Origin of the sequence: Rhodopseudomonas palustris BisB18 (genome assembly GCF_000013745.1) — a bacterium.
GTDB classification, from domain to species: Bacteria; Pseudomonadota; Alphaproteobacteria; order Rhizobiales; family Xanthobacteraceae; genus Rhodopseudomonas_A; species Rhodopseudomonas_A palustris_F.
Map to the genome: position 1 here is coordinate 3,812,777 of NC_007925.1, position 23,128 is coordinate 3,835,904.

The 23,128-nt window shown below is 63.2% G+C and carries 30 protein-coding genes; all 30 read right to left on the reverse strand.

The features are described from left to right. Positions 1 to 97 precede the first annotated feature (97 nt). A complete protein-coding gene (locus RPC_RS17215) occupies positions 98 to 1,105 on the reverse strand; it encodes an adenylate kinase (protein ID WP_011473854.1) in 1,008 nt (335 codons plus the stop codon). Continuing rightward, complete coding sequence (gene secY / locus RPC_RS17220) at positions 1,102 to 2,433, reverse strand: preprotein translocase subunit SecY (protein ID WP_011473855.1); 1,332 nt, start codon at positions 2,431 to 2,433, stop codon at positions 1,102 to 1,104. Before secY ends, RPC_RS17215 begins: the two co-directional genes overlap by 4 nt. Positions 2,434 to 2,576: 143 nt before the next feature. After that, positions 2,577 to 3,065, reverse strand: coding sequence for a 50S ribosomal protein L15 (gene rplO / locus RPC_RS17225; RefSeq protein ID WP_011473856.1), 489 nt, complete (start codon positions 3,063 to 3,065; stop codon positions 2,577 to 2,579). A gap of 12 nt (positions 3,066 to 3,077) precedes the next feature. Beyond that, complete coding sequence (rpmD, locus tag RPC_RS17230) at positions 3,078 to 3,272, reverse strand: 50S ribosomal protein L30 (RefSeq protein ID WP_011473857.1); 195 nt, start codon at positions 3,270 to 3,272, stop codon at positions 3,078 to 3,080. Positions 3,273 to 3,359: 87 nt separating this feature from the next. Then, positions 3,360 to 3,932 (reverse strand): 30S ribosomal protein S5, encoded by a 573-nt coding sequence (gene rpsE, locus RPC_RS17235; RefSeq protein WP_011473858.1) that lies wholly within the window; start codon positions 3,930 to 3,932, stop codon positions 3,360 to 3,362. Positions 3,933 to 3,990: 58 nt separating this feature from the next. Further along, the gene (gene rplR / locus RPC_RS17240; RefSeq protein WP_011473859.1) at positions 3,991 to 4,353 is read right to left on the reverse strand and encodes a 50S ribosomal protein L18; all 363 of its coding nucleotides are present in this window, start codon (positions 4,351 to 4,353) and stop codon (positions 3,991 to 3,993) included. An 11-nt stretch (positions 4,354 to 4,364) separates the two neighbouring features. Continuing rightward, positions 4,365 to 4,898 (reverse strand): 50S ribosomal protein L6, encoded by a 534-nt coding sequence (gene rplF / locus RPC_RS17245; protein ID WP_011473860.1) that lies wholly within the window; start codon positions 4,896 to 4,898, stop codon positions 4,365 to 4,367. Between the two features lie 13 nt (positions 4,899 to 4,911). Beyond that, positions 4,912 to 5,310 carry a 30S ribosomal protein S8 gene (rpsH, locus tag RPC_RS17250; RefSeq protein WP_011473861.1) on the reverse strand — a complete coding sequence of 133 codons (399 nt, stop codon included), beginning with the start codon at positions 5,308 to 5,310 and terminating at the stop codon, positions 4,912 to 4,914. A 10-nt stretch (positions 5,311 to 5,320) separates the two neighbouring features. Further along, on the reverse strand, positions 5,321 to 5,626 hold the full coding sequence (rpsN, locus tag RPC_RS17255) for a 30S ribosomal protein S14 (RefSeq protein ID WP_011473862.1): 306 nt from the start codon (positions 5,624 to 5,626) through the stop codon (positions 5,321 to 5,323). A 42-nt stretch (positions 5,627 to 5,668) separates the two neighbouring features. After that, positions 5,669 to 6,226, reverse strand: coding sequence for a 50S ribosomal protein L5 (gene rplE / locus RPC_RS17260; protein ID WP_011473863.1), 558 nt, complete (start codon positions 6,224 to 6,226; stop codon positions 5,669 to 5,671). Continuing rightward, positions 6,219 to 6,533: a 50S ribosomal protein L24 gene (gene rplX, locus RPC_RS17265; RefSeq protein WP_011473864.1), complete on the reverse strand. Its 315-nt coding sequence runs from the start codon at positions 6,531 to 6,533 to the stop codon at positions 6,219 to 6,221. Before rplX ends, rplE begins: the two co-directional genes overlap by 8 nt. Further along, entirely contained in the window at positions 6,533 to 6,901 is a 369-nt protein-coding gene (rplN, locus tag RPC_RS17270; protein ID WP_011473865.1) for a 50S ribosomal protein L14, read from the reverse strand. Before rplN ends, rplX begins: the two co-directional genes overlap by 1 nt. Positions 6,902 to 6,940: 39 nt before the next feature. Further along, a complete protein-coding gene (gene rpsQ / locus RPC_RS17275) occupies positions 6,941 to 7,189 on the reverse strand; it encodes a 30S ribosomal protein S17 (protein ID WP_011473866.1) in 249 nt (82 codons plus the stop codon). 9 nt (positions 7,190 to 7,198) lie between these two features. Beyond that, complete coding sequence (rpmC, locus tag RPC_RS17280) at positions 7,199 to 7,405, reverse strand: 50S ribosomal protein L29 (protein ID WP_011473867.1); 207 nt, start codon at positions 7,403 to 7,405, stop codon at positions 7,199 to 7,201. Positions 7,406 to 7,416: 11 nt separating this feature from the next. Further along, positions 7,417 to 7,830 carry a 50S ribosomal protein L16 gene (gene rplP / locus RPC_RS17285; RefSeq protein ID WP_011473868.1) on the reverse strand — a complete coding sequence of 138 codons (414 nt, stop codon included), beginning with the start codon at positions 7,828 to 7,830 and terminating at the stop codon, positions 7,417 to 7,419. Positions 7,831 to 7,862: 32 nt separating this feature from the next. Further along, entirely contained in the window at positions 7,863 to 8,561 is a 699-nt protein-coding gene (gene rpsC / locus RPC_RS17290; protein WP_011473869.1) for a 30S ribosomal protein S3, read from the reverse strand. Between the two features lie 23 nt (positions 8,562 to 8,584). Beyond that, positions 8,585 to 8,971 carry a 50S ribosomal protein L22 gene (rplV, locus tag RPC_RS17295; protein WP_011473870.1) on the reverse strand — a complete coding sequence of 129 codons (387 nt, stop codon included), beginning with the start codon at positions 8,969 to 8,971 and terminating at the stop codon, positions 8,585 to 8,587. Between the two features lie 10 nt (positions 8,972 to 8,981). Beyond that, positions 8,982 to 9,260 (reverse strand): 30S ribosomal protein S19, encoded by a 279-nt coding sequence (gene rpsS, locus RPC_RS17300; RefSeq protein WP_011473871.1) that lies wholly within the window; start codon positions 9,258 to 9,260, stop codon positions 8,982 to 8,984. Between the two features lie 12 nt (positions 9,261 to 9,272). Continuing rightward, positions 9,273 to 10,106 carry a 50S ribosomal protein L2 gene (gene rplB / locus RPC_RS17305; protein ID WP_011473872.1) on the reverse strand — a complete coding sequence of 278 codons (834 nt, stop codon included), beginning with the start codon at positions 10,104 to 10,106 and terminating at the stop codon, positions 9,273 to 9,275. Positions 10,107 to 10,119: 13 nt separating this feature from the next. Beyond that, positions 10,120 to 10,419 carry a 50S ribosomal protein L23 gene (locus RPC_RS17310; RefSeq protein WP_011473873.1) on the reverse strand — a complete coding sequence of 100 codons (300 nt, stop codon included), beginning with the start codon at positions 10,417 to 10,419 and terminating at the stop codon, positions 10,120 to 10,122. Continuing rightward, positions 10,416 to 11,036, reverse strand: a complete 621-nt coding sequence (rplD, locus tag RPC_RS17315; RefSeq protein WP_011473874.1) for a 50S ribosomal protein L4 — start codon at positions 11,034 to 11,036, stop codon at positions 10,416 to 10,418. The genes RPC_RS17310 and rplD overlap by 4 nt, the downstream gene beginning before the upstream one ends. A gap of 1 nt (position 11,037) precedes the next feature. Continuing rightward, positions 11,038 to 11,769: a 50S ribosomal protein L3 gene (gene rplC, locus RPC_RS17320; protein WP_011473875.1), complete on the reverse strand. Its 732-nt coding sequence runs from the start codon at positions 11,767 to 11,769 to the stop codon at positions 11,038 to 11,040. 55 nt (positions 11,770 to 11,824) lie between these two features. After that, a complete protein-coding gene (gene rpsJ / locus RPC_RS17325; protein WP_011473876.1) occupies positions 11,825 to 12,133 on the reverse strand; it encodes a 30S ribosomal protein S10 in 309 nt (102 codons plus the stop codon). 94 nt (positions 12,134 to 12,227) lie between these two features. Continuing rightward, a complete protein-coding gene (gene tuf / locus RPC_RS17330) occupies positions 12,228 to 13,418 on the reverse strand; it encodes an elongation factor Tu (RefSeq protein ID WP_011473877.1) in 1,191 nt (396 codons plus the stop codon). Positions 13,419 to 13,458: 40 nt separating this feature from the next. Next, on the reverse strand, positions 13,459 to 15,531 hold the full coding sequence (gene fusA, locus RPC_RS17335) for an elongation factor G (RefSeq protein WP_011473878.1): 2,073 nt from the start codon (positions 15,529 to 15,531) through the stop codon (positions 13,459 to 13,461). 30 nt (positions 15,532 to 15,561) lie between these two features. Beyond that, entirely contained in the window at positions 15,562 to 16,032 is a 471-nt protein-coding gene (rpsG, locus tag RPC_RS17340) for a 30S ribosomal protein S7 (protein ID WP_011473879.1), read from the reverse strand. A 15-nt stretch (positions 16,033 to 16,047) separates the two neighbouring features. Continuing rightward, positions 16,048 to 16,419 carry a 30S ribosomal protein S12 gene (rpsL, locus tag RPC_RS17345; RefSeq protein ID WP_011473880.1) on the reverse strand — a complete coding sequence of 124 codons (372 nt, stop codon included), beginning with the start codon at positions 16,417 to 16,419 and terminating at the stop codon, positions 16,048 to 16,050. A gap of 756 nt (positions 16,420 to 17,175) precedes the next feature. Then, the gene (locus tag RPC_RS17350; protein WP_011473881.1) at positions 17,176 to 18,315 is read right to left on the reverse strand and encodes a GNAT family N-acetyltransferase; all 1,140 of its coding nucleotides are present in this window, start codon (positions 18,313 to 18,315) and stop codon (positions 17,176 to 17,178) included. 285 nt (positions 18,316 to 18,600) lie between these two features. Next, the gene (locus RPC_RS17355) at positions 18,601 to 20,718 is read right to left on the reverse strand and encodes an ABC transporter ATP-binding protein (RefSeq protein ID WP_011473882.1); all 2,118 of its coding nucleotides are present in this window, start codon (positions 20,716 to 20,718) and stop codon (positions 18,601 to 18,603) included. 219 nt (positions 20,719 to 20,937) lie between these two features. Continuing rightward, positions 20,938 to 22,992 (reverse strand): FAD-dependent oxidoreductase, encoded by a 2,055-nt coding sequence (locus RPC_RS17360; protein WP_041803003.1) that lies wholly within the window; start codon positions 22,990 to 22,992, stop codon positions 20,938 to 20,940. Positions 22,993 to 23,128 lie beyond the last annotated feature (136 nt).

Sequence of the window (23,128 nt, forward strand, 5' to 3'; positions counted from 1 at the left end):
ACGCCCTCCCCTTGCTCATCTTGGGGCCCGGCATCGTCCGAAAATCCGACGGAATGGGGCCTTATTAAAGGACTCGACTCGGTTTCGTCAACCGACTCTAGGCCTTCGCTCGCCGTTTCGTGACCTTTTTGCCGGATTTACCGGCCGCCTTGCGGGACGCCGTCTTGGCGGTCTTGGCCGCCTTGGCGCCCGGGGTCTTGGTCTTGGAAACCGGCTTTTTCGCCTTCGCGGCGGGCTTGTTGGCCTTTGCGCTGGGCTTTTTGGTCTTGGCGGCAGGCTTCTTGGTCTTGGCAGCAGCCTTGGCCGCTGACTTCGTGGTCGTCTTCGTGGTCTTCTTGGCAGGCGCCTTGGACTTCGCGGACGGTTTTGCGACCGTCTTCGTCGCCGGCTTGGCCGGCTTGGCGGCCGAATCGGCGGCCTTGCGCGATGGCTTGCGCGCCGCCGTGCCGATCGCCTTCGAGGCTCGGCGCGCGGATTTCGCCGCGGCTGCCTTGGCGACCGTCTTCTTGGCGTCGGCGCTGCGAATCGCTGCCAGCACCCGGTCGATCTCCTTGGTGACCTCTTCGATGGTCATCATGCCGTCGACGGTCAAAAGCTTGCGCTGCTCGGAATAGTAATGGATCAACGGCTCGGTCTGGCTGCGATAGCTGGCGAGGCGCTTCGACAGCACCTCCGGCGTATCGTCGGCGCGCACCGCTTCGCCGCGCGCCTGCATTTCCGCGACCCGGGTCTCGACCCGCGCCAGCAGCGCGCCCTCGTTGACGCGCAATTCGACCACCGCATCGAGCTTCAGCTGCTTGGCCTTGAGCAGCAGGTCGAGCGCCTCGGCCTGCGGCACGGTACGCGGAAAGCCGTCGAGAATGAAGCCGTTCGCCGCATCCGGCTGATCCAGCCGGTCGGAGATGATACCGACCACCACCTCGTCCGGCACCAGCGCGCCGCTCGCCATGATGTCCTTGGCCTTCAACCCGATCGGGGTCTGCGCCTTAACCGCGGCGCGCAGCATGTCGCCGGTGGAGAGCTGTACGATGCCGTAACGTTGAACCAGCCGAAGCGCCTGTGTTCCCTTGCCCGCACCCGGCGGTCCAAGAAGGATCAGTCTCATTTGCGGCGGCCCCTTAGTTTCGACTTGCGGATCAGTCCTTCATACTGATGCGCCAACAGATAGCCCTGCACCTGGGCCACCGTATCCATGGTCACACTGACCACGATCAACAACGAGGTGCCGCCGAAGTAGAACGGCACCGCCGCATAGGAGATCAGGATTTCCGGGATCAGGCAGACGATCGCCAGATAGGCGGCGCCGATCACGGTGATGCGCGACAGCACGAAATCGATATATTCGGCGGTGCGCTCACCCGGACGAATGCCCGGGATGAAGCCGCCGTGCTTCTTCAGATTGTCGGCGGTCTCGGTCGGGTTGAACACGATCGCGGTGTAGAAGAACGCGAAGAACACGATCATGCCGATGTAGAACAACAGGAACAGCGGACGGCCGTGGCCGAGCTGGGTGGTGATCCACTGAAACCACTCCGGGCCGCTGCCGGCGTTGAAGTTCGCCACGGTGGCGGGCAGCAACAACAGCGACGAGGCGAAGATCGGCGGGATCACGCCCGAGGTGTTGAGCTTCAACGGCAGATGCGAGGACTGGCCCTCGAACATCTTGTTGCCGACCTGGCGCTTCGGATACTGGATCAAGAGCCGGCGCTGCGCCCGCTCCATGAACACGATGAAGGCGATCACGACCACGGCCATCACCAGCACGACCAGGATGATGCCGGTCGACAGCGCGCCCTGGCGGCCCAGTTCGAGCATCCCGGCCAGCGCCGAAGGCAATTCGGCGACGATGCCGGCGAGAATGATCAGCGAAATGCCGTTGCCGATGCCGCGCGAGGTGATCTGCTCACCGAGCCACATCAGGAACATGGTGCCGCCGGTCAGCGTCACTGCGGTCGAAATCAGGAAGAACATCCCGGGCTCGCTGACCACGTTGCCGGCGCCCTGCAGACCGACGGCGATGCCGTAGGACTGGAACGCGGCGAGCACCACGGTGAGATAGCGGGTGTATTGGTTGATGGTCTTGCGGCCCGACTCGCCCTCTTTCTTCAGCGCTTCGAGCTGCGGCGACACCGTCGTCAGCAGCTGAATGATGATCGAGGCGGAGATGTAGGGCATGATGTTGAGGGCAAAAATCGCCATGCGATTGATGCCGCCGCCCGCGAACATGTTGAACATGCCGAGGATGCCGCCGGCCTGCGACTTGAACACCTGGTCCCAGATGTGCGGGTCGATGCCCGGCAGCGGAATGTAGGTGCCCAGCCGATAGACCAACAGCGCACCGAGGGTAAACCAGATGCGCTTCTTCAACTCCTCGGCTTTACCGAGCGCCGAGAAGTTGAGATTGGCTGCAAGTTGTTCCGCTGCAGAGACCATGTTCGGCTTTCTCCTGCGCCGCTCGCACCGTCATGCCCGTCCGGACATGAGGTTGACGCCGGACATCAAATTGGGGCTCGGGTAGCGAAAATCCACCGTCGCGACGTTACCGCCTGCGTTTTGGCAAGCGGATGACGCGGATGTTACGCAGCCTCGCCTTCGTCCTTCTTCGCCGGCGCCAGGATCTTCACGGTCCCGCCGGCCTTCTCGACTGCTTCGATCGCCGTCTTGGTGGCGCCGTGCACTTCGATGGTCAACTTGGCCTTGAGTTCACCGCGACCGAGCAGCCGCACGCCGTCCTTGGCGCGACGCAGCACGCCGGAGGCAACCAGCGTCTCGGCGTTGATCACGCCCGACCCGTCGATGGTCTTGGCGTCGACGGCTTCCTGCAGCCGGTCGAGGTTGATCTCGGCGAAGTCGAGCCGGAAGATGTTGTTGAAGCCGCGCTTCGGCAGACGCCGATGCAGCGGCATCTGGCCGCCTTCGAAGCCCTTGATGCGCACGCCGGAGCGCGCGGTCTGGCCCTTGCCGCCACGGCCGGCGGTCTTGCCCTTGCCGGAACCGATGCCACGGCCGACGCGCATACGCTTCTTGCGCGAGCCGGCGTTGTCGGCGATATCGCTGAGCTTCATCGCCCTGTCTCCTTATTTCTCGTCGACGATGCGAACGAGGTGCTGAACCTTGGTGATCATGCCGCGAACCTCAGGGGTGTCCTGCAGTTCGGCGGTACGACCGATCTTATTGAGATTGAGGCCGATCAGCGTCGCGCGCTGCGAATGATGGCGGCGAATAGCGCTGCCGATCTGTTCGACCGTGATTGTCTTTGCGGCGTTGGCCATCGTCATCAACTCCAGATCGCATCTTGTCGAGCTCGGCACGATCGGCCCGGAGCAACCGTAGCGGTTTCTCCGGATCGTGCCAGGTTGTTATTCGGCGACCACTTCGGCGTCGCCACCGACACGGCGCGACTGCAGGGTGGAGACCTTGAGGTTACGGCGCGCCGCGACCGAACGCGGCGAGTCCTGATGCTTCAGCGCGTCGAAAGTGGCGCGAACCATGTTGTAGGGGTTCGAGGAGCCGATCGACTTCGCCACCACGTCCTGGATGCCGAGGGTTTCGAACACCGCACGCATCGGGCCGCCGGCGATGATGCCGGTACCGGCCGGGGCCGCACGCAGATAGACCCGACCCGCACCGTGGCGGCCGGCGATATCGTGATGCAGCGTCCGACCTTCGCGCAACGGCACGCGGGTCAGATTGCGCTTCGCGGACTCGGTCGCCTTGCGGATCGCTTCCGGCACTTCGCGCGCCTTGCCGTGACCGAAACCGACCCTGCCCTTCTGATCGCCGATCACGACCAGCGCGGCAAAGCCGAACCGCTTGCCGCCCTTGACGACCTTCGCAACCCGGTTGATGTGGACGAGCTTGTCGACGAATTCGCTGTCGCGCTCTTCCCGGGGGCCCCGGTGGCCTCCACCGCGTTCGCGTTCACCTGCCATGGTGTTTTCCAATCCTTGAGAGGCTTGCGCCCCCGACCTTGTGTCCGTTATCCAAAACTTAGAAGCTCAGTCCGCTCTCGCGCGCCGCATCGGCAAGCGCCTTGATGCGCCCGTGATACAGATAGCCGCCGCGATCGAACACCACTTCGGTGACGCCGTTCTTCACCGCGCGTTCCGCCAGCAGCTTGCCGACGGCCTTGGCGGCGTCGATGTTGGCGCCGGTGTTGCCGGTGTCGCGCATCGCCTTCTCCAGCGACGACGCCGACGCCAGGGTCTCGCCCTTGAGGTCGTCGATGACCTGCGCGTAGATGTGCTTCGACGAGCGGAACACCGAGAGCCGCGGCCGACCATTGGCGATCCGGCGCAACGACAGCCTCACGCGTTGCTTGCGCCGGGCATTCGTAATCTTGAGTTTCGACATGACCGGCTCCGTTACTTCTTCTTGCCTTCCTTGCGGAAGATAAACTCGTCGGAATAACGCACGCCCTTGCCCTTATAGGGCTCCGGCGGGCGATAGCTGCGGATCTCTGCCGCTACCTGACCGACGCGCTGCGAATCGTTGCCCGAGATGAAGATCTCGGTCGGCTTCGGCACCGTAATGGTGATGCCGTCCGGAATGTCGTAAACCACATCGTGGCTGTAGCCGAGCGCGAGCTGCAGCTTCTTGCCCTGCAATGCTGCGCGATAGCCGACGCCGGTGATGTCGAGCTTCTTCTCGAAGCCCTTGGTGACGCCTTCGAGCAGGTTCGCGACCTGAGCCCGCGCGGTGCCGTACAGCGCCCGCGCGCGATTGGTCTCGACCCGCGGCTTCACCGTGACCGAGCCGTTTTCGAACTGCACTTCGACGTCGTCGTGCACGATGAACTGAAGCTGACCTTTCGGCCCCTTCATGGTGACGATCTGTCCCTGGACGCTCGCGGTTACTCCCGAGGGGACCACGACGGGCTTTTTGCCAACACGTGACATGGCTAATCCTTCCTCAGAACACCGTGAAGAGAACTTCACCGCCCACGTTCGCGTCACGCGCTTCGTGGTCGGCCATAATTCCCTTGGGCGTCGACAAAACCGAAATTCCGAGGCCGTTGTTCACGCGCGGCAGGTTCTTCACCGACGCGTAGACCCGACGTCCCGGCTTCGACACCCGCTCGATTTCGCGGATCACCGGCTCGCCGTCGAAATACTTGAGTTCGATCTCGAGCTCGCTGCGGCCGGAAGCGTGATCGACGCTGGCGTAGCCGCGGATGTAGCCTTCGTTCTTCAGAACTTCGAGAACGTTGGCGCGCATCTTCGAGCCCGGGGTCGAGACCTTGGACTTGGCGCGCATCTGCGCGTTGCGGATACGGGTGATCAGATCGCTGATTGGATCGTGCGTTGACATGCCCGCCCCCTTACCAACTGGACTTCACGAGACCCGGGACCAGGCCCCGGGACCCGAGATCGCGGATCGCGATACGGCTGAGCTTGTTCTTGCGATACACCGAACGCGCGCGGCCGGTGATCTCGCAACGGTTGCGGATCCTGGTCGCCGACGAGTTGCGGGGCATCTCGGACAATTTCAGCGTCGCGGCGAACCGCTCTTCCATCGGCTTCGACTTGTCGGCGATGATCGCCTTCAGCTTCGCCCGCTTCGGCGCCGCGTTCTTGGTCAACCGCTTGCGCCGGTTATTCTTCTCGATCGAACTTTTCTTTGCCATGCTTGGCTCCTGAGTTACCGCGTTTGAGAGCTTTTCAGCGTCTCACTGCCGGAACGGGAAATTGAAGGCTGTCAACAACGCGCGGGCTTCGTCGTCGGTGCGTGCGGTGGTGCACACCGTGACGTCCATACCCCACGTCTCCCCCATCTTGTCGAAGTCGATTTCGGGGAAAATGATGTGCTCTTTGATGCCGAGCGAGTAGTTGCCGCGGCCGTCGAAGCTCTTCGGGTTCAGCCCGCGGAAATCTCGGACGCGCGGCAGCGCGACGTTGATCAGCCGGTCGATGAACTCGTACATCTTGGCCTTGCGCAGCGTCACCTTGGCGCCGATCGGCTGGTTTTCACGCAGCTTGAAGGTCGCGATGGCGACGCGCGAATAGGTCACGATCGGCTTCTGGCCGGCGATCAGCGCGAGATCGGCAGCCGCCGTCTCCGCCTTCTTGCGGTCGTTGACGGCCTCGCCGATGCCCATGTTGAGCACCACCTTGTCGAGCCGCGGAACCTGCATCACATTGGCATAACCGAATTGTTCGGTCAGCTTGCCGCGGATTTCCCGGTCGAACTGCTCGCGTAAACGCGGAACGTATGCGGTCTCAGCCATCGATCTCTGCTCCCGAGCGTTTGGCGATGCGTACCTTCTTGCCATCCGCCTGAATCTTGAAGCCGACGCGGGTCGGCTTGCCGTCCTTGCCGACGATTGCGATGTTGGACAGGTGGATCGCCGCCTCTTTCGAGATGATGCCACCTTCCTGGGCCTGGGTCTGCTTCTGGTGACGCTTCACCAGATTGACGCCACGAACCAGCGCCTTGTTCTCGGTGGGACGCACCTCGAACACTTCGCCGGTGCGACCCTTGTCGCGACCGTTCAGCACGATAACCTTGTCACCCTTCCGGATCTTGGCAGCCATCACAGCACCTCCGGCGCGAGCGAAATGATCTTCATGTGGTTTTTGGCGCGCAGTTCGCGCGGCACCGGCCCGAAAATACGGGTCCCGACCGGCTCCGACTGATTGTTGATCAGCACGGCGGCGTTCCGGTCGAACCGGATCACCGAACCGTCGGCGCGGCGGATGTCCTTGCGGACCCGCACCACCACGGCCTTCATCACGTCGCCCTTCTTCACCTTCCCTCGCGGGATGGCTTCCTTGATCGACACGACAATGACATCGCCAACGGTGGCATACCGGCGCTTGGAACCTCCAAGCACCTTGATGCACATGACACGGCGTGCGCCGGAATTATCGGCCACGTCGAGGTTGGTCTGCATCTGAATCATTGATGCACCTCGTCCTCTTTCTGATGCGCAAAGTCGCGCTTAGGCGGTTTTTTTCTGTTCGCCCCGGACCACGGTCCAGCGCTTCAGCTTCGAGATCGGCTTGCTTTCCTCGATCCACACCACATCGCCCGGCTTGAACTCGTTGTTCTCGTCATGGGCGTGGTAGTTCTTGGAACGGCGGATGGTCTTCTTGTAGATCGGGTGGGTGAAGCGGCGGTCGACGCGCACCACAACCGTCTTGGCTTGCTTGTCGCTGACGACCACGCCCTGCAGCGTACGTTTTGGCATGTCGGCCCCTTACTTCTTCGCGTCGCGCTGCTGCGCGGCGATGGTCTTGATGCGTGCGATGTCGCGGCGGGCCTCGCGCAGCCGCGAGGTGTTCTCGAGCTGCCCGGTGGCGCGCTGGAAGCGCAGATTGAAACGTTCCTTCTTCAGCTCGGCGACGGCGTCGTCTTTCTGATCAGGGCTCATCGCGCGGATATCGGCGGTCTTCATCTCAGCCATCACCTGAATCCTTACTCCGCGATGCGCGCAACGAAGCGCGTCTTGATCGGCAACTTGGCGGCGGCGAGCGTCAGCGCCTCCTTGGCGACCTGAACGTTGACGCCGTCGATCTCGAAAATCACCCGGCCGGGCTTGACGCGGGCCACCCACAATTCCGGGGTGCCCTTGCCGGAGCCCATTCGCACTTCGGCGGGCTTCTTCGACACCGGCAGATCCGGGAAGATGCGGATCCAGACGCGGCCGGCGCGCTTCATGTGACGGGTCAGCGCACGACGCGCGGCTTCGATCTGCCGGGCGGTGATCCGCTCGGGCGCCATCGCCTTCAGGCCGAACTGGCCGAACGACAACGTCGCACCCGAGGTCGCCACGCCGTGAATGCGGCCCTTATGCGCCTTGCGGAACTTCGTCTTCTTTGGTTGCATCATGGCTTACGCCCTCAAACCTTCTATCAGACCGATCAAGCGGCGTCGCGGCGCGGCCGGGAATTGTCGCCTTCGGCCATCCGCTTGTCCTGCGCCATCGGGTCGTGCTCGAGGATCTCGCCCTTGAAGATCCAGACCTTGACGCCGCAGGTGCCGAACGTGGTGAACGCGGTGGCGACACCGTAGTCGATGTCGGCGCGCAGCGTGTGCAGCGGCACCCGACCTTCACGGTACCATTCCATGCGGGCGATTTCCGCGCCGCCGAGACGGCCCGAACAATTGATACGAATGCCTTCGGCGCCGAGACGCATCGCCGACTGCACCGCGCGCTTCATGGCGCGACGGAACGCGACGCGGCGCTCCAGCTGCTGGGCGATCGATTCCGCGACCAGCGTGGCGTCGAGCTCCGGCTTGCGGATTTCGACGATGTTGATCACGACGTCGGAGGCGGTGATGTCGGCAACCTTCTTGCGAAGCTTGTCGATGTCGGCGCCCTTTTTGCCGATCACGACGCCCGGACGCGCCGAGTGGATCGTCACCCGGCACTTCTTGTGCGGACGCTCGATCACGATCCGCGCCACGGCAGCCTGCTTCAGCTCCTTGTGCAGGATCTCGCGGATCTTGACGTCCTCGTGCAACAGCTTGCCGTATTCGTTCTTGCCGGCGTACCAACGGGAATCCCACGTCCGGTTGATGCCGAGGCGCAGCCCGATTGGATTGATCTTCTGACCCATCGAAAGTCTCCCGCGCCCTGGCTTTAAGCGCTTGCTTCGGCTTCGACCTGACGAACGACAATCGTCAGCTGCGCGAACGGTTTAAAAATACGGCCCGAACGGCCACGGCCGCGCGGTGCGAAACGCTTCATCACGATGCCCTTGCCGACATGCGCTTCCGAAACGATCAGCGCGTCGACGTCGAGGTCGTGGTTGTTCTCGGCATTCGCGATCGCCGATTCGAGGCACTTCTTAACATCGACCGCGATCCGCTTGCGGGAAAACTGCAGGTCGGCGAGCGCAGCCGAAGCCTTTCGGCCGCGAATCAGCTGCGCGACCAGATTCAACTTCTGCGGGCTCACCCGAAGCATCCGGGCAATCGCCTTGGCCTCGTTATCGGGGAGGCTCCGTTCGCGCTTTGGTTTGCTCATAACTAGATCCTCAAGCCTTCTTGGCTTTCTTGTCGCCCGAATGGCCGTGGAAGGTCCGGGTCGGCGAGAACTCGCCGAACTTGTGCCCGACCATTTCCTCGTTGACCGACACCGGCACGTGCTTCTGGCCGTTATAGACCCCGAACACCAGGCCGACGAATTGCGGAAGGATCGTCGACCGACGGCTCCAGATCTTGATGACGTCGTGCCGGCCCGAGGACCGAGCGACATCCGCCTTCTTCAGCAGCGAGCCCTCGACGAACGGGCCTTTCCAGACTGAGCGAACCATGTCCGGCTATCCTTACTTCTTCCGCTTGTGGCGGCTGATGAGAATGAACTTGTTGGTCGACTTGTTCGACCGCGTCTTCTTGCCCTTGGTCGGCTTGCCCCACGGGGTCACCGGATGGCGACCGCCCGAGGTGCGGCCTTCACCGCCGCCGTGCGGATGGTCGACCGGGTTCATGGTGACGCCGCGGTTATGCGGCTTGCGGCCGAGCCAGCGCGACCGACCGGCCTTGCCGATCGAGATGTTCATGTGGTCCGGGTTCGACACCGCACCGATCGTCGCGGTGCAGCGGCCGTGAACCAGACGCTGTTCGCCCGAGTTCAACCGGACGATGACGTAATCGTGGTCGCGGCCGACCAGCTGGGCATAGGTGCCCGCAGAGCGCGCGATCTGACCGCCCTTGCCGATCTTCAGTTCGACGTTGTGGACGATGGTGCCGATCGGCATGTTGCCGAGCGGCATCACGTTGCCCGGCTTGACGTCGACATAGGCGCCGGCCAGCACGGTGTCGCCGACTGCCAAGCGCTGCGGCGCCAGGATATAGGCCTGGGTGCCGTCGGTGTACTTGATCAGCGCGATGAACGCGGTGCGGTTCGGATCGTATTCCAACCGCTCGACCACGGCCGGCATATCGACCTTGGTGCGCTTGAAGTCGACGATCCGGTAGGTCTGCTTGTGACCGCCGCCGCGGAACCGCACCACGATGCGACCGGTGTTGTTACGACCGCCCGCCGAATGCTTGCCCTCGGTCAGCGACTTGACCGGCTTGCCCTTGTACAGCGCCGAACGATCGACCATCACCAGCTGGCGCTGGCCCGGCGTCGTCGGATTGAATTTTTTCAGTGCCATCGTCGTATCCGCCTCATAGCCCGGTGGTGACGTCGATGCGGTGGCCCTCTTCGAGGGTCACGATCGCACGCTTGACGTCGGACTGCGAACCGAACTGGCCGCGGAAGACCTTGGTCTTGCCTTTGCGAACCAGCGTGTTCACGCTCTTCACCTTGACGTCGAACAACTTCTCAACCGCTTCTTTGATCTGCGGCTTGGTGGCCTTGCTCGCGACCTTGAACACCACCTTGTTGTGTTCGGAAGCGATGGTGGCCTTTTCGGTCACCACAGGGGCGACGATCACGTCGTAGTGGCGCGGATCAATAGTCTTCATTTGAAGCGCGCCTCCAACGCATCGACCGCCGCCTTGGTCAAAACCAGCTTCTGACGACGAAGAATGTCATAGACGTTGATGCCCTGGATCGGCAGCACGTCGATGTTCGGAATGTTGCGAGCCGCAACCGCGAAACCGTTGTTGAGCTCGGCACCGTCGATGATCAGCGCGCTGGTCAAACCCAGACCCGAGAAGTGCCCGACCAAAGCCTTGGTCTTGGCGGCTTCCAGCGTCGCGGATTCGATCACGATCAGCCCGCCGTCCTTGGCCTTGGCGGACAGCGCATGCTTCAGCGCCAGCGCACGAACCTTCTTCGGCAGATCGAAGGCGTGCGAACGAACCACCGGTCCGAAGGCACGGCCACCGCCGCGGAACTGCGGCACCCGCTGCGAACCGTGACGCGCACCACCGGTGCCCTTCTGCTTGTACATCTTCTTGCCGGTGCGCCAGACTTCCGCACGGCCCTTGGCCTTGTGGGTGCCGGCCTGGCGCTTTGCGAGCTGCCAGTTGACGCAACGCTGAATGATATCGACCCGGGGGTCGAGACCGAAGATCTCGTCGGAGAGCTGAACCGAGCCAGCTTCCTTGCCCTCGAGCGTGGTGACTTTCAATTCCATCTCACACGCCCTCCTGCTCGGCGGCAGGCGCAGCGGCAGTCTGCTCGCCTCCGCCATCAGCCAGGCGGAACTTGCCAGGCTTCGGCGCATCCGCCGGCAACACCTTTTTCACCGCGTCACGCACCGCGATCCATCCGCCCTTGGAGCCGGGAACGGCGCCTTCGACGAGGATCAGGCCGCGCGCAACGTCGGTCTGGACCACGCGCAAATTCAGCGTGGTGATGCGATCGACACCCATATGACCGGGCATCTTCTTGTTCTTGAAGGTCTTGCCGGGATCTTGCCGGCCGCCGGTCGAACCGATCGAACGATGCGACACCGAGACGCCGTGGGTGGCGCGCAAGCCGCCGAAATTCCAGCGCTTGATGCCGCCGGCGAAGCCCTTACCGACCGAGGTGCCGGTGACGTCGACGAACTGCCCGACCACGAAATGGTCGGCCTGAATTTCGGCGCCGACCGGGATCAGCGCGTCTTCCGACACGCGGAATTCCGCGACCTTACGCTTCGGCTCGACCTTGGCGACCGCGAACTGGCCGCGTTCCGCCTTCGGCAGATAAACGGTCTTCCGCGTGCCCGAACCGAGCTGCATAGCGACGTAGCCGTTCTTCTCGGTGGTGCGATGACCCAATACCTGGCAATTGCCCAGCTTGAGCACGGTCACTGGGATATGTTCGCCGGTCTCTGTAAAGACCCGCGTCATCCCGACCTTTTGTGCGATCACTCCGGAGCGCATCGGCGTGCTTCCTGTTCTTTCTGTCCGCTAAATTCGGACGGGAATCCAAAAAATCTTAAAGCTTGATCTCGACGTCGACACCGGCGGCCAGGTCGAGCTTCATCAAAGCGTCGACGGTCTGCGGGGTCGGATCGACGATATCGAGGAGGCGCTTGTGGGTGCGCATCTCGAACTGCTCGCGGCTCTTCTTGTCGACGTGCGGCGAACGGTTGACGGTGAACTTCTCGATGCGCGTCGGCAGCGGGATCGGTCCACGGACCTGCGCGCCGGTTCGCTTCGCGGTGTTCACGATCTCACGCGTCGACGAATCGAGGATCCGATGATCGAACGCCTTGAGGCGGATGCGAATATTCTGGCCGTTCATTGCCGTGTCTTTCTTTAGAGCGCGAATGGTGAGTAGCGAGTGGCGAGTAGCAAACGGGAAACTCCCGTTCGCTACTCCCTATTCGCTATTCGCCTTACTCGATGATCGAGGCCACCACGCCGGCGCCGACGGTGCGGCCGCCTTCGCGGATCGCGAAGCGCAGCTTTTCTTCCATCGCGATCGGCACGATCAGGTGAACTTCCATGGCGATGTTGTCGCCCGGCATCACCATTTCGGTGCCTTCCGGCAGATGCACGACGCCGGTGACGTCGGTGGTGCGGAAGTAGAACTGCGGACGATAGTTGGTGAAGAACGGAGTGTGACGACCGCCCTCTTCCTTCGTCAAGATGTAGGCCTCGGCCTTGAACTTGGTGTGCGGCTTGACCGAACCCGGCTTGCACAGCACCTGACCGCGCTCGACTTCCTCGCGCTTGGTGCCGCGCAGCAGCGCGCCGATGTTGTCGCCAGCCTGGCCCTGATCGAGCAGCTTGCGGAACATTTCCACGCCGGTGACGATGGTCTTCTGGGTGTCGCGCAGACCGACGATTTCGATTTCCTCGCCGACCTTGACGATGCCGCGCTCGACGCGGCCGGTCACCACGGTGCCGCGGCCGGAGATCGAGAACACGTCTTCCACCGGCATCAGGAACGGCTGGTCGATCGGGCGTTCCGGCTGCGGGATGTAGGCGTCGACCGCCTTCATCAGCTCCAGGATCGCGTCATGACCGAGCTTCGGGTCCTTGTTTTCCAGAGCGGCCAGCGCCGAACCCTTGACGATCGGAATGTCGTCGCCCGGGAAGTCGTACTTGGAGAGAAGTTCGCGAACTTCCATCTCGACCAGTTCGAGCAATTCCGGATCGTCGACCATGTCGCACTTGTTGAGGAACACCACCAGCGCCGGCACGCCGACCTGGCGGGCGAGCAGGATGTGCTCGCGGGTCTGCGGCATCGGGCCGTCGGCGGCCGAAACCACCAGGATCGCGCCGTCCATCTGCGCCGCGCCGGTGATCATGTTCTTCACATAGTCGGCGTGGCCGGGACAATCGACGTGGGCGTAATGCCGGTTCGCGGTCTCGTATTCGACGTGCGCGGTCGAGATGGTGATGCCGCGGGCCTTCTCTTCAGGGGCCTTGTCGATCTGGTCATAGGCCGTGAACGTCGCACCGCCCGTTTCCGCCAACACCTTGGTAATCGCCGCGGTCAGCGACGTCTTGCCATGGTCGACGTGACCGATGGTACCGATGTTGCAATGCGGCTTGTTTCGTTCAAACTTAGCTTTGGCCATGAGACTTCTCCGTTCAGTCGTTGACTGTCATCAACGACAATCAGGCAAACTTCTTTTGGACTTCTGCCGACACATTGGCCGGCGCTTCCGCGTAGTGATCGAACTGCATCGTAAAGGTCGCGCGGCCCTGGCTCATCGAGCGCAGGTTGTTCACGTACCCAAACATATTCATGAGCGGCACCATCGCATTGATGACGTTGGCATTGCCGCGCATGTCCTGGCCCTGGATCTGGCCGCGCCGAGAATTCAAGTCGCCGATGACCGAGCCGGTGTAGTCTTCCGGGGTCACGCATTCGACCTTCATGATCGGCTCGAGCAGAACCGACTTGCCCTTCTGCAGCGCTTCGCGGAACGCAGCCCGCGAGGCGATTTCGAAGGCCAGCGCCGAGGAGTCGACGTCGTGGTAGGCACCGTCGATCAGCGTCACCTTGACGTCGACCACCGGGAAGCCGGCGACCACGCCCGAACTCAGCACGCTGTTGAGGCCCTTTTCGACGCCGGGGATGTATTCCTTCGGCACCGCACCGCCAACCACCTTGGATTCGAACTCGAAACCCTTGCCCGGCTCGTTCGGCTCGACGATGAACTTGACCCGCGCGAACTGACCGGTACCACCGGTCTGCTTCTTGTGGGTGTAATCGACTTCGGCCTTCTTGGTCACGCGCTCACGGAACGCCACCTGCGGCGCGCCGATGTTGGCGTCGACCTTGTAGGTGCGGCGCAGGATGTCGACCTTGATGTCGAGATGCAGTTCGCCCATGCCCTTGAGAATGGTCTGGCCGGACTCCAAGTCGGTGGAAACGCGGAACGACGGATCTTCCGCCGCGAGCTTCGCCAAAGCGACGCCCAGCTTCTCCTGGTCGGCCTTGGTCTTCGGCTCGATCGCGATCTCGATCACCGGCTCCGGGAATTCCATCTTCTCAAGGATCACCGGCTTGTTGGCGTCGCACAGGGTGTCACCGGTGCGGGCTTCCTTCAGGCCGGCCAGCGCGACAATGTCGCCGGCATAGGCTTCCTTGATGTCTTCGCGGTTGTTGGCGTGCATCAGCAACATGCGGCCGATGCGCTCCTTGCGGTCGCGCGTCGAGTTGACGACGCCGGTGCCGGAAATCAGCGTGCCGGAATAGATCCGGCAGAACGTGATGGTGCCGACGAACGGATCGTCCATGATCTTGAAGGCGAGCAGCGCGAGCGGCTCGCTGTCGTTCGGCAGCCGGATGATCTCGTTGCCGTCGTCGTCCACGCCCTTGATGGCGGGAACGTCGACCGGCGACGGCAGATAATCCACAACCGCGTCGAGCAGCGGCTGCACGCCCTTGTTCTTGAAGGCCGAACCGCACAAAACCGGATAGAACGCGCTGGTCAGCACGGCCTTGCGGATCAGGCGCTTGAGGGTGGCTTCGTCCGGCTCAACGCCATCGAGGAAAGCGGTCAGAACCTCGTCGTCGAGTTCGACGGCGGCTTCCACCAGCTTCTCGCGATATTCCTTGGCCTTCTCGACCAAGTCCGCCGGAATGTCGATGTCCTTGAAGTTCGCGCCCAGGGCTTCGTCTTCCCAGATCACGCCCTTCATGCGGACCAGATCGACCAGACCCTTGAAGTTGCTCTCCTCGCCGATCGGCAACTGGATCGCAATCGGCTTGGCGCCGAGACGGTCGATGATGTCCTGCAGACACTTGTAGAAGTCGGCGCCGGTCTTATCCATCTTGTTGGCGAAGACGATGCGCGGAACGCGATACTTGTCGCCCTGGCGCCAGACCGTTTCGGTCTGCGGCTCAACGCCCTGGTTGCCGTCGAGAACGACGACCGCACCGTCGAGCACCCGCAGCGAACGCTCGACTTCGATGGTGAAGTCGACGTGGCCGGGCGTATCGATGATGTTCAGACGCTTGCCGTTCCAGAACGCGGTGGTCGCGGCCGAAGTGATGGTGATGCCGCGTTCCTGCTCCTGCTCCATCCAGTCCATCGTCGCGGCACCTTCGTGCACTTCGCCGATTTTGTGGCTCTTGCCGGTGTAATACAGGATGCGCTCGGTCGTTGTCGTCTTACCGGCATCGATATGCGCCATGATACCGAAGTTGCGGTAGTCCTCAATGGCATGAACGCGGGGCATAGGGTTATCCTTGAATCCGGTGTTTCGCCGTTACCAGCGATAGTGCGAGAAGGCGCGGTTGGCTTCCGCCATCCGATGCACGTCTTCGCGCTTCTTGACGGCGTTACCGCGGCCGTTCGAGGCATCGAGCAGCTCGGCAGAGAGCCGCTCCGTCATGGTCTTTTCGTTGCGGTCGCGCGCCGCCGAGATCAGCCAGCGAATGCCGAGCGCCTGGCGCCGCACGCTGCGCACTTCGACCGGCACCTGGTAGGTCGCGCCGCCGACGCGGCGGGACCGCACTTCGATGGTCGGCATGACGTTTTCCAACGCCTGCTCGAACACCGGCAGCGGACCCTGCTTGGTCTTGGCTTCGATGATCTCGAGCGCACCGTAAACGATGCCCTCGGCGACCGACTTCTTCCCGGCGTACATCACCGAGTTCATGAACTTGGTCAGGATCACGTTTCCGAACTTCGGATCCGGATTGACTTCGCGCTTTTCAGCAGAATGGCGACGAGACATCGATCAATTTCCCGCTTATTTCGGACGCTTCGCGCCGTACTTGGAACGACGCTGCTTACGGTTCTTGACGCCCTGGGTATCGAGGACGCCGCGGAGAATGTGGTAGCGCACGCCGGGCAAATCCTTGACGCGGCCGCCGCGGATCATGACCACGGAGTGCTCTTGAAGGTTGTGGCCTTCACCAGGAATGTAGCCAATGACTTCGAAGCCATTGGTCAGACGAACCTTGGCGACCTTACGAAGCGCCGAGTTCGGCTTCTTCGGGGTCGTCGTGTAGACCCGCGTGCAAACGCCGCGCTTCTGCGGCGACTGCTGCAGCGCCGGCACCTTCTTGCGCGACTTCTGTACGACGCGCGGACTTGCGATCAGCTGGTTGATCGTCGGCATCTTCGCCTTCACCCTTGTTCGCGCGAAACCCTAATCGGCTTCGCAAATTCGTTCGGAGCCACTCGCCCCACGAGCCGCATTGCACGGCAATTCACCGCGCAAAGCGAAAATCACGCCGACCACTCATTGCTGAGCGGAAAGCGCTTCGACGCCACAGAGGACCGCGATCCTGACCGCCCGGTTTGCACCGATTGGCCTCCACCGAGGTCATGCACCCGATACCGATCTCAAGAGATTTCGCTCTGGAGAACGACTGTCGTCCTGGCATTGCCTAGCTATAAGCGACAGCGTTTGAGCAACATGCGTCGAGGTTGGTGCCCGACTTGATCCGCAGGAACATGTCCAGAGGAGCGAGTGGGTGATCCGTTCCGACGTTGGCGAAGCTCACCGCCTGTCGTTGAGTGCGCGGGTTTTATCGGCGCACCATTGCCAAGTCAAGGCTAAAGCGGTGTGGCAGAAGCACTTCTGGCGTTTGCCGCAAAACACCCGCAAAGCCTGCCAAAACAGGGCTCGGCGATGGCTCGCACCGGCGCCGGGATGGTCATTTCGGCACGGTGTTGGACACCGCGCCGCCCGCTGAAGTCCAGTAAATACCCCGGGAGGCGTCGAATCGTCCGAATCTGGCGGCGGCGAGCCGCCGACTCGCCGGAAGAAAGATTAAGAATCAACGAATCGCGCGCTGAAAGTTCCGAATCGTCCGTATCGCGCCTCGAGCCGCCTGCGCAGCAGTTTCGGCCAGCCGCTCGGAGGCTGGCCTCACGCCTCGCGCGGCACCGGCGGCTTCTTCGGCGCCGGCGGGACTGCCCGCCAGGCCCGCAGCCGGTTGCGGAGTTCTCGCAGCCGCGCGATGCCGCGCTGCCGCGCGGTCTCGACGGCGAATCCGAACGAGCGGCCCGGCCCGACGTCGACCACTAGGTCGACCATGGCGCGCCGGCCGCTCCACAGCTGCGCCATGAAGCTGTCCTGCACCGAGCAAGAATCGATGGTGTCGATCACCCCGTCGGCGAACAGCGCTTCGGCGAGCTTGTCGATCAACAGCGCGCCCGGCGAGAATTTGGCGAATTCGGCGTCGTAGCCGGTCTTCCAGGTGTAGGCGCTGGTTCCACAATACATCAGCACTTGCGCCGCGATCGCCCGTCCCTCGACCCGCAGCAGCGCCACGCTGGCGTCGCCGCGCGCCGCCAGCGCCCGGATCAATTCGCGGGTAAAGCGGGCATGGCGCGGATCGCAGGTCAGCGCGGTGCCCCGCGCGCCCTTCCAGCCGCCCGCCTCCAGCGCCAGAAAGCTCTCGAATGCCGCCGCGACGCCAGCGGCCGAGCGGTCGTTGACCAGCTCGACGGCGCCGAGCGCGGAAAGCCGGTTCCAGTCCTGCCGCAGCTTCTTGCGGGTCGAGCCGGAACGCTTGATGCCGTGGTCCTTGGTGGCGAACGGCCGGGCGAATTGTTTCAGCGCGAGCTGCGCGCCGCCCTTCCCGCTCAACGCGGTGCGCAGCGCGGCATAGCTCGGCGCTTCGGCGTCGAGCGATTTCAGCGTGATCACCCGGGGCAGCGCGGGATCGCGTTCGATCGCCGCGAGGAACGCCGGCATCACCTCGTCGGCGAACCCCGGATCGACCACCGGGCTCGACAGGAAGGCATAGTAGAACGGCAAGGCCTCGAGGATCGCCGGCAGCAGCGGCGCGACCACGCGGCGCTGCAGCGCCCACAGCCCGACCAGCGCCCGCGGCGAGGCGGCCTCGTCGAAGGCCAGCAGCACCCGGATGTCGGCGAAGCCGCAGTCCTGCGCCGCGCGCAGCGCCGCCGGATTCATGAACACGTTGGGCGAGGCGCGCCGCACCAGATCGTCCCACGGCGCGGCTGCGGCCCGTTCTGGTGAACAAATCGTAACCGAAATCATCCGCGGCGACCCGATGACATGCTGGGCCGCAAGTGTGATCGCAACAGCCTTGCGATCCGGTTAAGTCGCGGGTTGCTGACGAGAGGCGCTGTCGCCTTCTAGCTTTGAGAGCTGTCATTCCGGGGCGCAAGCCGCGTCAGCGGCGTGCGAACCCGGAATCTTGCTGCGCGTGCGGGACCCTGCCCGTTGCGAGATTCCGGGTTCGCTCGAGCTATCGCTCTCGCGCCCCGGAATGACGGTGTCAAAGCTGCCCGCGGGATGACGGCTCGACCCTGCCTAGCCGCGCTACTCGTCGTCGTCCTCGTCATCATCGTCGTCGTCGGCATCGGCCGGCGTGTCGGACTGGTGCGGCACGTGGTTCTGGTCGTCCCACAGCTGGCGGTACATGCCGTTGGCCGCCAGCAGCTGCTTGTGCGAGCCGCGCTCGATGGCGCGGCCGCCGGAGATCACGATGATCTCGTCCATCTCCACCACCGAGGTCAAACGGTGGGTGGAGAAGATCATGGTGCGGTCCTTGGCGACTTTCAGCAGCGTGCGGTTGATCGCGGCCTCGGTGGTCTGGTCAAGCGCCGAGGTGGCCTCGTCGAGCAGCAGCACCGACGGATTGCGGATGATGGCGCGGGCGATCGCGATGCGCTGGCGCTGGCCGCCGGACAGCGTATCGCCGCGCTCGCCGACCTGGGTGTCGTATTTGTCCGGCAGGCTCATGATGTAGCGGTGGATCTCGGCCTTGCGCGCCGCCTGCTCGACTTCCTCGTCGCTGGCGTCCTCCTTGCCGAGCCGGATGTTCTCGCGGATCGAGACGTTGAACAGCATGTTCTCCTGGAACACCACCGCCATCGAGCGCCGCAGCGACTCCCGCGTCACCTTGCGGATGTCGACGCCGTCGATGGTGAGCCGGCCCTCGTCCGGCAGATACAGCCGCAGGATCAGGTTCAGCAGCGTGCTCTTGCCGGAGCCCGACGGGCCGACGATGGCGATGGTCTTGCCGACGTCGAGCTTGAGGCTGAGGTTGTCCAACACCGGGGTCTGGCTGCCCTCGTATTTGAAGCTGACGCGCTCAAACGAGATGTCGTGGGTGATGCGCGGCAATTCCGGCGCCGCCGGCAGGTCGGCGCCGCGAGTCGGCTCGTCGAGCAGCTCGTCGATGTGGCGCACCGCGGCCGCCGAGGCGATCGACACCGGGATGAAATGCATCACATGGGCGATGTTGTACGACACCTCCCAGAACGCGCTCTCGAAGGTGACGAAGGTGCCGACGGTGATCTGGCCCTTGGTGGCGAGGTAGGCGCCGATCGCCAGCACGACGAGGTGCAACAGCAAAACCGAGATGGTGACGGTGCGCTCCACCATGGTCGACAGGAACGTCGCCTCGGCGATCTTGCGCCTCGCGTCGTCGTTGCGCAGCCGGAAGAAGCCGAGCATCTTACGCTGCAGGCTGAACGCCTTGACCACCGCCTGGGCTGCGACGTTTTCCTGCACCATGCCGAGCAGCGCGGATTCCTGCTGCTTCTGCTCGTAATTGGCCTGCACCGCCTTCGGCGTCAGGATCCGCGGCCCGATCAGCGTGATCGGAAACACCAACAGCGCCACCGCGGCGAGCTGCCAGTTCAAGAACAGCAGCAGCACGATGCCGGCAATCAGTTCCAGGAACGGCAGCGCCGCGCTGTTGGAGAAGCTCTTCACCGAGCCTTCATAGGCCGACAGATCGATCGAGAACCGCGACAGGATCTCGCCGCGCTTGGTGCGGGCGAAATACGCCGAGGGCAGATTCTGGATGTGCTCGAACAGCCGGCCGCGCACGTCGGCGACCACCGCCGCCGCCAGCCGCGCATCCCAGCGCTCGTACCACACCGCGACGATCGAGGTGAAGATGCCGGCCACCGCCAGCACCGACAGGATGGTGATCAGCGCCTCGAAATCCTCCTCGCCGAGCGCGTCGTCGATCAGGTATTTCAGCGAGAGCGGCATGATGACGTTGAACAACGTCTCGATCACCACGCCGATCGAGACGAAGACGATGATCTTCTTGTAATTGATCAGGAACGGCTTGGTGAAACGGTAGATCGTCGCGAGCGCGCCGGCGGCTTCCTTGGCGGTGAAAACGACCAGTTCCTCGTCGTCGTCATCGTCGTCGATCTCGGGACCATCGTCAGCTTCGTCGTCATCGTCATCGTCGGGCGCGGGTTTGCCCGCCGGCTTCTTGTCGGCAGCCGGCTTCTTCTCCCCGCCTGAACTGACCTTGGCGGGAGCCGCGGGCTTGCCCGGTCCCGGCGGCTTGATGCCTTGCACCGGGCTGGCGGAGACGCCGACCGGGAGGGCGAATTTCTTGTCGAGCGGCGACGTCGGATCGGTCGCCGGCGCGCGATCTTCGTTGTCCGACGGGGGTCGCTTGGGCGCCATGACTCAAACCGATCAAACCGATGCTGAACGGCGCAGGCGCCGCAAAAAAAGAAATGAGGCGTGGTCGGACCACGAGTCGGATGCTACGCGATCGGCGCGGCTTCGGCAAAGCGCGCGCCGTGTTCCATCCTCTGTTCCTATGACAGTTCGATGAAGCCACGCCGCCGAACCGTGCGCGGCGATTGGGATCGGCGTGGCGCCGCGGCGAGCCGCAAATATCTACTCGGCCGCCACCTTGTCGAAGAACGAATAGCGCAGGCTGTCGGAGTCGGCGTACCAGTTGCCCGGCCCCTTGTTGGCTTTGAGCGTCGCCGCCCACACCGCATCGGTGCAATCGGCGCGGTGCATCGACAGGTCGAAGCCGTTGGCGAAGAACAGTTCCGACCATTCCCACCAGGTGCCGAGCTTCTTGACGCCGCGCAACAGGTCGTAGCGGTCGATCACCGCCGGTGCCATGTCGCTGGTCACCGAGCCGAACACCAGCCCAGTCTTCACCACGCGGTTGAGTTCGGCGATCGCCCGCGGCACGCGCTTTTCCGGCACGTGGCACAGGCAGGTCTCGAACACGAAGTCGAACTCGCCGTCCTTGAACGGCAGATCGACCACCGAGCCCAGCCGGTTGAACTCCTTGAGCGGCTCCGGCGTCTTGGCGTGGATGCCGCGGTTGTTCTCGATGCCGTAAGCGTCGATGCCGCGCTCGCGCAACGCACCGACCAGTTCGCCGCTGGCGGAGCCCGCGACCAGCAGGCGGGCGCCGGGCGCCGGATTCCACACGATCTTGATCAGTTCGAGCAGATAGTCCGGATTGGTGAACTGGCTCCAGACCTGGTGATACGGCCCGAGCCCGCGATAGTTCTTGAAATAGTCGCGGTCGATCTTGTCGGAGACCGGCTTGCCCTCCTGCTGCGAACGAAGCCTGCGCAGCTTGATCATCTCAGTGAGGATGATGTCGGTGGCGGCATCCGAGGAGTCAAACAGCCCGTTCAGCGTGGAGTCGAACAGATAGTCGCCGACCACCACCAGGCCGGGATGATTCTTCGGCTCTGGGCGATGGTTGGTCATCACGTCGCGGGTCGGCAGGCCGCCGGGAATCGCGTTGACCGACGACAGCCAGCGATGGGTCTTGCCTTCCATGAAATGCGACCGCGCGTCGCCGAGCGAGGCCGGCAGCGACTTCAGCGCCAGATCGATCAGCTCGTCGTCGGTGAGGTTGGAATAGGCCAGCGCATCGGAGCCGGGAATCAGCCAGTTCAGCACGCCGTATTTGCCGACGTCGTGGCGCGAGCCCTCGTTGTAGATGCAGCAGCCGCCGAACGCTTCCGACATGAACCAGGAGCCCGGGATCTGTTCGCCCCAGAACGGACTATCGAACAGGATCGACACCCGCAGATAGTGCGCCGGGCGATCGAAATAGGCGACGTGCTTGACCATCGCGCGGCGCAACTGCTCGTTGCCCCAGCCGATCGTCGCCAGCCAGTTGTGCGGCAGGCACATCAGCACCAGGTCGAAGTCCTTGGTCTCCGGGCCCTTGCCGTTCATCATGTTGAGCTGATAGCGGCCCGCGTCGGTCTTGCCGACCTTGAGCACGCGGTGGTTGAGCTTCACCGTGGCGTCGACTTCGGAATGCAGGCAGGACACCAGCTGCTCGTTGCCGTTCTGGATCGAATACAGCCCGATATAGCCGTCGATATCCATCACGAAGTTCTTCAGCGCGTTGAGGCCGTTGGTGTTGTGGGCCTCGGTGGCGATGTCGGAGCGCGCCATCGCCTTGAAGAAGCGCTTGGCGGTGGGGTCGGCGACCTCCTTGTCGAGCAATTGCTCGCAATTGGTCCAGGCCCAGGGATGTTCGTTGTCGTGGGTGCCGACGCCTTCGTAATATTCGATCGGCGTGATCATCTTGCCGCACAGCTTGCGGAACGCCTCGATCGCGTCGGCGGTGACGTCGCCGTATTTCTTGCGCATCCCCGGCACGTCGTTGAGCAACTCGCCGTCGAGCATCACCTGCTCGGCATCCATCGGAATGGTCTGCAGGCCGAAATGCTGCACCAATTCGCGCAACGGATCCGGGCCGGACATCGAGTAGTCGTACAATTCGGCGACGCCGGCCTCGTACATCGCCGGCGCGGAATCGAAGGTCCGGGTGACGATCTTGCCGCCGATCCGATCGGAGGCCTCATAGATGGTGACGCGGCACAACTCGCCAAGCTTCTTCTTCAGGTACCAAGCGCTCATCAGTCCGCCCGGACCACCACCGACAATTGCAAGATCGAACATGTTCATCTTTCGCCGCATCATGGCCGCGCAGCCTTCGGCCACGCGACGCTTCCCATCCATCAGCGGTCCGGAGGATTCGGTTTCGGAGCAGCAGCCCCGAATCTTCAATCATTTATCCGGGAATTCCGGCGGATTG

Excerpts from the sequence above, each read along its gene's own strand:
- rplB (WP_011473872.1), bottom strand. The coding sequence starts at position 10,106 with ATGGCACTGAAAAAATTCAATCCGACGACGCCGGGCCAGCGCCAGCTG.
- rplC (WP_011473875.1), bottom strand. The coding sequence starts at position 11,769 with ATGCGCTCCGGAGTGATCGCACAAAAGGTCGGGATGACGCGGGTCTTT.
- RPC_RS17355 (WP_011473882.1), bottom strand. The coding sequence starts at position 20,718 with ATGGCGCCCAAGCGACCCCCGTCGGACAACGAAGATCGCGCGCCGGCG.
- tuf (WP_011473877.1), bottom strand. The coding sequence starts at position 13,418 with ATGGCCAAAGCTAAGTTTGAACGAAACAAGCCGCATTGCAACATCGGT.
- rplD (WP_011473874.1), bottom strand. The coding sequence starts at position 11,036 with ATGGAATTGAAAGTCACCACGCTCGAGGGCAAGGAAGCTGGCTCGGTT.
- rpsH (WP_011473861.1), bottom strand. The coding sequence starts at position 5,310 with ATGTCAACGCACGATCCAATCAGCGATCTGATCACCCGTATCCGCAAC.
- rplX (WP_011473864.1), bottom strand. The coding sequence starts at position 6,533 with ATGGCTGCCAAGATCCGGAAGGGTGACAAGGTTATCGTGCTGAACGGT.
- rplP (WP_011473868.1), bottom strand. The coding sequence starts at position 7,830 with ATGATGCAACCAAAGAAGACGAAGTTCCGCAAGGCGCATAAGGGCCGC.
- secY (WP_011473855.1), bottom strand. The coding sequence starts at position 2,433 with ATGGTCTCTGCAGCGGAACAACTTGCAGCCAATCTCAACTTCTCGGCG.
- rpsS (WP_011473871.1), bottom strand. The coding sequence starts at position 9,260 with ATGGTTCGCTCAGTCTGGAAAGGCCCGTTCGTCGAGGGCTCGCTGCTG.
- rplV (WP_011473870.1), bottom strand. The coding sequence starts at position 8,971 with ATGAGCAAACCAAAGCGCGAACGGAGCCTCCCCGATAACGAGGCCAAG.
- rplR (WP_011473859.1), bottom strand. The coding sequence starts at position 4,353 with ATGTCGAAACTCAAGATTACGAATGCCCGGCGCAAGCAACGCGTGAGG.
- rpsC (WP_011473869.1), bottom strand. The coding sequence starts at position 8,561 with ATGGGTCAGAAGATCAATCCAATCGGGCTGCGCCTCGGCATCAACCGG.
- rpsE (WP_011473858.1), bottom strand. The coding sequence starts at position 3,932 with ATGGCAGGTGAACGCGAACGCGGTGGAGGCCACCGGGGCCCCCGGGAA.
- RPC_RS17350 (WP_011473881.1), bottom strand. The coding sequence starts at position 18,315 with ATGATTTCGGTTACGATTTGTTCACCAGAACGGGCCGCAGCCGCGCCG.
- RPC_RS17310 (WP_011473873.1), bottom strand. The coding sequence starts at position 10,419 with ATGAAGACTATTGATCCGCGCCACTACGACGTGATCGTCGCCCCTGTG.
- rpsG (WP_011473879.1), bottom strand. The coding sequence starts at position 16,032 with ATGTCTCGTCGCCATTCTGCTGAAAAGCGCGAAGTCAATCCGGATCCG.
- rpsL (WP_011473880.1), bottom strand. The coding sequence starts at position 16,419 with ATGCCGACGATCAACCAGCTGATCGCAAGTCCGCGCGTCGTACAGAAG.
- rplN (WP_011473865.1), bottom strand. The coding sequence starts at position 6,901 with ATGATTCAGATGCAGACCAACCTCGACGTGGCCGATAATTCCGGCGCA.
- rpmC (WP_011473867.1), bottom strand. The coding sequence starts at position 7,405 with ATGGCTGAGATGAAGACCGCCGATATCCGCGCGATGAGCCCTGATCAG.
- RPC_RS17215 (WP_011473854.1), bottom strand. The coding sequence starts at position 1,105 with ATGAGACTGATCCTTCTTGGACCGCCGGGTGCGGGCAAGGGAACACAG.
- rpsQ (WP_011473866.1), bottom strand. The coding sequence starts at position 7,189 with ATGCCAAAACGTACGCTGCAGGGCGTGGTCGTCAGCGACAAGCAAGCC.
- rpsJ (WP_011473876.1), bottom strand. The coding sequence starts at position 12,133 with ATGAACGGCCAGAATATTCGCATCCGCCTCAAGGCGTTCGATCATCGG.
- rplF (WP_011473860.1), bottom strand. The coding sequence starts at position 4,898 with ATGTCACGTGTTGGCAAAAAGCCCGTCGTGGTCCCCTCGGGAGTAACC.
- rplE (WP_011473863.1), bottom strand. The coding sequence starts at position 6,226 with ATGGCTGAGACCGCATACGTTCCGCGTTTACGCGAGCAGTTCGACCGG.
- rplO (WP_011473856.1), bottom strand. The coding sequence starts at position 3,065 with ATGAAGCTCAGCGATATCGCCGACAACGCCGGCTCGCGCAAGAAGCGT.
- fusA (WP_011473878.1), bottom strand. The coding sequence starts at position 15,531 with ATGCCCCGCGTTCATGCCATTGAGGACTACCGCAACTTCGGTATCATG.
- RPC_RS17360 (WP_041803003.1), bottom strand. The coding sequence starts at position 22,992 with ATGTTCGATCTTGCAATTGTCGGTGGTGGTCCGGGCGGACTGATGAGC.
- rpsN (WP_011473862.1), bottom strand. The coding sequence starts at position 5,626 with ATGGCAAAGAAAAGTTCGATCGAGAAGAATAACCGGCGCAAGCGGTTG.
- rpmD (WP_011473857.1), bottom strand. The coding sequence starts at position 3,272 with ATGGCCAACGCCGCAAAGACAATCACGGTCGAACAGATCGGCAGCGCT.